The sequence below is a fragment of the Sulfurovum sp. genome (genome assembly GCF_049668085.1).
Classification (GTDB): Bacteria; Campylobacterota; Campylobacteria; order Campylobacterales; family Sulfurovaceae; genus Sulfurovum.
The window spans coordinates 1-6,614 of record NZ_JBATIY010000035.1; the positions used below are offsets into that span (position 1 = coordinate 1).

The window sequence follows — 6,614 nt, forward strand, 5'->3', positions numbered from 1 at the left end:
CAGTAGTATAGAGAAGAAAGTTATAATTTTCAGGGTCTATGGCATTAAACTCATCTATATCGTCATCGTCATAGTTCACATCTATCACCAGTAAGTATCGTAATTCTGACACATCGTCGGGTAGCTTTGTAAAAAGCTTTGGATAGGATTTCTTCAGGGTTTCTATAGTCAAGATATTTGCTCCCTTGTGTTATCTGCAACTGCAAGAGGTATTGCAGTAAAATCTATGGCTTGCGTAGGACAACGTCCCACACAAAAACCACATCCTGTACATCTCTCCATATCTATAACAGGATTGAACATACCGTTAAAAAGTATAGCATCATCAATGCAAGGTTCTTTACATGAAAAACATATCACACCATGATGCGCTACACAACCTTCAGTAGAGATACGAAATGTAGCATTGAGTTGTTCTGACGTATGACCATTCTCCAGACTTAATACATTTGGTTCACACACACTTGCACACTCTTCACAAAAAGTACATCCGCTTTTAGAAAAATCCAGTCTAGGTGTTCCATCATCCTGTATTATTATGATCTGTTCATCACAAGAAGTGACACATGCCTTACTTTCACATGCAACACACTTACTCTGAAAAAGAGATTCATTTAAACCATATGGAGGTCTCACCACTAAAGGTGAGTTCTCCTTGGTTTGTTCTAACGGCTTTCTAAACGTATTTAAAAAATCACGCCTACTTGCCACGTTTACTGACCTTCCATATATGGTGCTGATTCAGATACTTCATAATCAACCCCTTCATTCATAGCAGCTTCAAGACTAGAGTGTCCTTTCGCTTCATCACTTCCAAAATCAGGTCTAAATGTATTTGCTACAGATGTTTTCATTTTTGACTGTGGTGCATGACACTGCGTACAGTTGAAACGACCTTGGTACAGAGTATCACTTTTTGTCGTTTCTGCGATGACAACATCTGAAGTATTTGGCATATTTTTTCCTAATACCTGTCCCTCTTTCAGTACTACCCCGTCTTTCATCGTTGTAGATGGTCTATAGTTGGTAAAGTGTGTTGCCGGGATCGGTGTAGAGCCTACACTTGATGCAACTTCAGGTAAATGTCAGCCAAGACACTGGTTGTTCATCTTTGTGATAGGCAATAATCCTTCAACCGAGTGTGGGATCATCGGTGGGGCATCTTTAAATGCTCTTTCAAATTTTGTCGATGCACCGGGACTTGGTCTGTCGTAATCTGCCTTATCACCATGTGTTTTCGTATCTTCACTATAAAGATCCGTTTTTCTAAGCCCCATCGATGCTTCAGATACAGACTTTTGATTATTGAAGTCTTCATCGTGTATACGTGCTGCATCAGAAGCCCCTTCATTAAGATTCACATGGGTTCCTCCTGCCGCTGCTACAGCTGCTGCTGCTGCATGTTCCGTAGCTTTTTGTGTAGGTACACCTGCTTCTGTTTTCATCAGTAATGACATCGCTTCGATCTGATCATCACTAAGATTTTTTACCTGTGCTTCCATCACACCTTTCATGGTATCACCATAGGTTCCATTTTTATAACCCATCATTGCATCTTTGATCTCTTTATAAGACATATCTTTCACTATCTTTGATTTCCCCATTGCTGATTTTTCAAAGTACTGTCCATGACATCCGGTACATCCTGCAACACTTACTGCATATGTACTAGTTGTCAATAAAGCACCAAGTGCTACAACTTTTGCTATTTTCTTCATATTTTTCCTCCTACTTGTTTTTCGTAAAACTACGAATACTAAACTCTAGTGCATCATCGTTGCACACATCCACACATCTTCCACAGTTTGTACACTCTCCATCTGTCACAGAGATACTCTCTTTAGTGATCATATGCAGTACCTGTTTTTCAGGACATACCACTTTACACTCCATACATGCCGTACAAGTATCAGCATTATGCTTAACACGTATCAAGCTGTACTTACCTATAAGTGAATAACTCGCACCCAAAGGACACAAGTGTCCACACCAACCGTTCTTGACACCAAAGAGATCAAACAAAAATATCGCAATGATCACCGCAGCGCCCATACCAAATCCAAAGACAATGCCTCTTTGCATTATAGTAATCGGGCTGAATACTTCAAACGCAGAGATACCGACCACAGCTGAGACGATAAGACCCACTACCATGATCCAATATCTCGCACTTCGTTTCATAAAACGATAATTGACCTCTTCTTTATCGAGGTTCAACTTGCGTCTGATCCAATTGGCCAGGTCTGTCACCATGTTGATAGGACAAACCCAAGAACAAAATGCCCTACCGCCGATCACAAAATAAAACAGCGTAATGATCGCTGCACCAAGAAGTACATCCGCACCTAGAACAAATCCGGTTGCCAACACTTGCAGTGTGGAATAAGGATCTGCTAAAGGGATCGTACCAAAGATATATGAAGTACCAAAGGTACCCGCTAAGATATTCCAACCATAGGCATTGGCAGAAAAGTACAGAAACATAAGACCGATCTGAGTCGTTCTTCTAAGCAGAAGGTATTTGACATTTTTCATTAGTACTCTACCTCCGCATTAAGATAATCAGCTGAAGTTTTTTCACTTCGCTTTGTCTTTGTTTCCAATCCCTGAGCATCTTTTACACGCTCTTGATCTTTTTTATCCCAACCTTTAACATAATGGTCTCCTGCCTTACCTTTGGCTATATCATTCGGGAGTACAAAAATGGCAGGCTCTTCAGTGACACACGCCTGTTCACAAAGTCCACACCCGGTGCAGGCATGGTCCTGTACAATAGGAAGCAAGAATGCATGTTTACCTGTTCTCTCATTTTTGACATACTCCAACGTGATCGCCACATCCAAAAGAGGACAGGCACGATAACATGCATCACACTGAATGCCCCAAAAGGCGATACATGACTCTTTGTGTAGCACGGCAAGTCCCATAGAAGCTTTGTTAATGTCAAGTTCTTTTTTTTCATTTAGAAGACTCGGCATATCTAAAGCTCCCGACGGACAGACAGGCACACAAGGAATATCTTCACACATATAACAAGGTACTTCTGTTGGTACAAAATAAGGTGTTCCTATCAGTAGGGAGTCACCACCTTTTGCCATCTGCAGAGTACCTGGTCTTGGTTTTCCTGTATCTCTATCTATATTGGTCTCTCTGTTCACACAAGCTTCTGCACACAAACCACACTTGATGCATGCTGCCAAAAAATCTTTCTCAGGCAACGCACCAGGAGGTCTAAGTACTAAAGGTGAAGCCTTTACCGAATCGGTATATCCACTCCACAACATTCCACCAAGAGCTGCCAATCCTACACTTTGTAAGGTTGTAGCCATAAAGTTTCTTCTGTTATCAGAGTGTTTCATTCTTATGCCTTATAGAGTTTAACTGCACATTTTTTAAAGTCTGTTTCTTTAGACATTGGACATGTTGCATCCAGACATACTTTATTAATGAAGACTTTTTCATCGAACCATGGTACAAATACAAGTCCTTGAGGTACTCTGTTACGTCCTCTTGTCTCTACTCTTGCTTTTACCTTACCACGACGTGAGTCGACCCAGATAAGTCCACCTTGCTTAAAGCCTTTTTTCTTCGCATCTGCCGGGTGCATATAACATAATGCCTCTGGAACCGCACGGAAAAGTTCGGGAACTCTCATCGTCATTGTTCCTGAGTGCCAGTGCTCAAGTACCCTACCTGTACATAACCAAGTGTCATAAGTTTCATCTGGCATTTCTGGCGGATCCATGTATGGTCTTGCATAGATCTTCGCTTTATTTTTAAGCGATTTTTTGTTTTTATCTTGGATACCTTTAAGGTCACCCTGAGCCAGTGCTTTAGCCAATGTTCCGTAGAATGCAAAGTCTTTAGTACCGGTCTCTTTTGCTGCTTTTGCTGCATATGGGTCATACTTAACGTTAAATCTCCACTGTGTCTCTTTACCATCAACAACTGGCCATTTAAGTCCTCTTACTTTGTGATAGACTTCAAACGGTGCAAGGTCATGTGCATGTCCTCTGCCAAAGTCAGCGTACTCTTCGAAAAGATACTCATGGATCATAAATCCATACCCTTTCCATACCTTACCATCAGACCCAAGTACATTTCTGCTATCACCACGTGATTCAGTATCATCATATCCTGCCTGAGGGAACTTATCATTCAACTTGTATGATTGCGCTTTTTTATTTGCAAATAAGATCTCATACATCGTTGTATCTTCGTTGTATCCCATCTTCTTAGCATCTTTGATGATATTTGGAAGCACTTTTTTATTTCTAAGTGTTGATTCACCCCAAAGATCTTTGACTGTAAATCTTTTAGAAAGTTCTATCCATTGCCAAGTATCAGACATCGAATCACCTACAGGAAGAACTTGTTGTCTCCAGTGTTGTGTCCGACGCTCTGCATTTCCATAAGCACCCCATTTTTCATAGATCATCGCTGTAGGAAGTACAAGGTCAGAGACTTTTGCAGAGATACCCGGATACCCATCAGAACAAACAATAAAATTATCCATTTCTCTTGCTGCCTTGATCCAGTGTGATGCAGAGGCGGAGTTTTGATATGGGTTATTGACATTGATCCAACAAAACTTAACCACACCATCTTCCATATCTCTATGTATCTTCATCACGTGTTGATTACCTACAGGGTTAATGGTACCGTTTGGCACTTTCCACCCTGCCTCAGTAATTTTTCTGTGTTTAGGATTTTTAACCATCATATCCGCTGGAAGTCTATGACAGAATGTTCCTACTTCTCTGGCTGTACCACAGGCACTTGGTTGTCCGGTAAGAGAGAATGCACCTGAACCTGGTTTTGCTTGTTTGTTAAGCAAAAAGTGCACATTGTATGCCAAAGTATTTACCCAGGTACCACGTGTATGCTGGTTCATACCCATCGTCCAGAATGAAACAACTTTTCTTCCTTCTTGGATGTATAAGTCAGCAAGATATTGAAGCTTTTTCTTATACGCTTCTATATCTTCATTTGGATCACCTTTGGTTATTTTAGCCGTATACTCAAGTGTATATGGTTCAAGTGACTTTTTATACTCTTCAAATGAGATCTCCCAGTGTTTAAGCGTACCTGGCGTATTTGTCATCACATCACCCTCTTTATAACCATAAGGCTCAAGTGAAGGTCCTTCTTTTGCTGAGACCGTTTTCGTCATCTCTTTTGAGATCGTTTCCATCTCAAGGGCAGTGTATTTCCCCTCTTTAATAGACTTTTCATTATCACGTCTCATTCCATAACCAAGATTGACTGGACCTACGGCAAAGACCATATGTTGTTTTACAAACTCCCAATCAATGATCTTTTCTGCATCATCTCTCATGACAATTTCACGTGCAATATAGTTCCACAGTGCCAAGTCAGTATTTGGCGAAAAGATGATCTCTACATCCGCAAGGTCTGAAGTTCTATGTCTATAAGTAGAAAGATTCACTACTTTTACTCTATCTGGATTAGAGAGTTTTCTATCTGTTACACGTGACCATAAAATTGGGTGCATCTCTGCCATATTTGAACCCCAAGACACAATCGTATCAGTGAGCTCAATATCATCATAACAGCCACTTGGTTCATCTATACCAAAGGTCTGATAAAACCCGACCACCGCAGATGCCATACAGTGACGTGCATTCGGATCAATAGCATTTGAACGGAATCCTGCTTTCATCATTTTTTGAGCAGCATACCCTTCCATTACCGTATATTGGCCTGAGGCAAAGTTTGCTACACCTTCTGGTCCACTTGCTTTAAGTGCCTTTTTAATGTGCACTTCCATCTCATCAAAGGCACGTTCCCAACTGACTGCTTTAAACTTACCTTTTTTATCAAACTCACCTTTATCATTCATACGAAGCAGAGGTGTCTTCAGTCTATCTGCACCATACATGATCTTCGCATTAAAATATCCTTTAATACAGTTAAGGCCTCTATTTACCGGAGCTGCAGGGTCACCCTTAACGGCAACAATACGCCCATCTTTTGTTGCAAGCATGATCCCGCAACCCGTACCACAGAAACGACAAGCCGCCTTGTCCCATCTCCATTTGGATTCTGCTTTAGCTGCTGCAGCCTGTGCCTCTTGTGGAACACTGAGTCCCACTGCACTTGCGGCTGCTACTGCTGCTGAATTCTTCAAAAAATCTCGTCTATTTAATGACATCTTTCCTCCTTTTGGTAATTAGATAAATATAAATATACATACTAAGGATATCGCTATTTACAAAACGAATTCTTGATATACATCAATTATGGAGTTATTTTAAGAAAAATTAAAGAAATTAATAAGGAGAGCTAATTGAGAGAGTTTTTATCTCATATTTTATAAAAATCAACTATTGTATTTATAGTAAACTAAATTGATGTATATTTTTTCATAGTATTATTTTCAATGATATTGTGAAGTCTATTTTGATCCAGTATCGTTGCCACATGTTCATCGATCGTAATGATCTTTTCTTTTTTGAGCTTGGTCAAGATACGAGATAGGGTTTCAGGAGTAATATTGAGTATTGAGGCTATTTCATTGTTTTTCATATATTGAAATATTTTACCGTTATTTGCTATAAGGTCCGCTACTTTTGCTTCTGATGAATATACTG

7 protein-coding genes are annotated in these 6,614 nt (G+C 40.2%); all 7 read right to left on the minus strand.

What is annotated here, in order from left to right; translation table 11 throughout:
- Nucleotides 1-168: 168 nt before the first annotated feature.
- On the minus strand, nucleotides 169-711 hold the full coding sequence (locus WBM70_RS02395) for a ferredoxin-type protein NapF (RefSeq protein ID WP_424556919.1): 543 nt from the start codon (nucleotides 709-711) through the stop codon (nucleotides 169-171).
- A 2-nt stretch (nucleotides 712-713) separates the two neighbouring features.
- Nucleotides 714-1,004: a nitrate reductase cytochrome c-type subunit gene (locus tag WBM70_RS02400; protein ID WP_424556920.1), complete on the minus strand. Its 291-nt coding sequence runs from the start codon at nucleotides 1,002-1,004 to the stop codon at nucleotides 714-716.
- Nucleotides 1,005-1,085: 81 nt separating this feature from the next.
- On the minus strand, nucleotides 1,086-1,718 hold the full coding sequence (locus tag WBM70_RS02405; RefSeq protein WP_424556921.1) for a nitrate reductase cytochrome c-type subunit: 633 nt from the start codon (nucleotides 1,716-1,718) through the stop codon (nucleotides 1,086-1,088).
- A 10-nt stretch (nucleotides 1,719-1,728) separates the two neighbouring features.
- A complete protein-coding gene (napH, locus tag WBM70_RS02410; protein WP_424556922.1) occupies nucleotides 1,729-2,535 on the minus strand; it encodes a quinol dehydrogenase ferredoxin subunit NapH in 807 nt (268 codons plus the stop codon).
- Nucleotides 2,535-3,359 (minus strand): ferredoxin-type protein NapG, encoded by an 825-nt coding sequence (napG, locus tag WBM70_RS02415; protein WP_424556923.1) that lies wholly within the window; start codon nucleotides 3,357-3,359, stop codon nucleotides 2,535-2,537. Before napG ends, napH begins: the two co-directional genes overlap by 1 nt.
- Before the next feature lie 2 nt (nucleotides 3,360-3,361).
- The gene (gene napA / locus WBM70_RS02420) at nucleotides 3,362-6,175 is read right to left on the minus strand and encodes a nitrate reductase catalytic subunit NapA (RefSeq protein ID WP_424556924.1); all 2,814 of its coding nucleotides are present in this window, start codon (nucleotides 6,173-6,175) and stop codon (nucleotides 3,362-3,364) included.
- Between the two features lie 191 nt (nucleotides 6,176-6,366).
- Nucleotides 6,367-6,614: Crp/Fnr family transcriptional regulator (locus WBM70_RS02425; protein ID WP_424556925.1), on the minus strand; the 248-nt coding region annotated here is incomplete at its 5' end.

Coding starts and splice junctions, on each gene's coding strand:
- WBM70_RS02400 (WP_424556920.1), bottom strand. CDS start 1,004: ATGAAAGACGGGGTAGTACTGAAAGAGGGACAGGTATTAGGAAAAAAT.
- napA (WP_424556924.1), bottom strand. CDS start 6,175: ATGTCATTAAATAGACGAGATTTTTTGAAGAATTCAGCAGCAGTAGCA.
- napG (WP_424556923.1), bottom strand. CDS start 3,359: ATGAAACACTCTGATAACAGAAGAAACTTTATGGCTACAACCTTACAA.
- napH (WP_424556922.1), bottom strand. CDS start 2,535: ATGAAAAATGTCAAATACCTTCTGCTTAGAAGAACGACTCAGATCGGT.
- WBM70_RS02405 (WP_424556921.1), bottom strand. CDS start 1,718: ATGAAGAAAATAGCAAAAGTTGTAGCACTTGGTGCTTTATTGACAACT.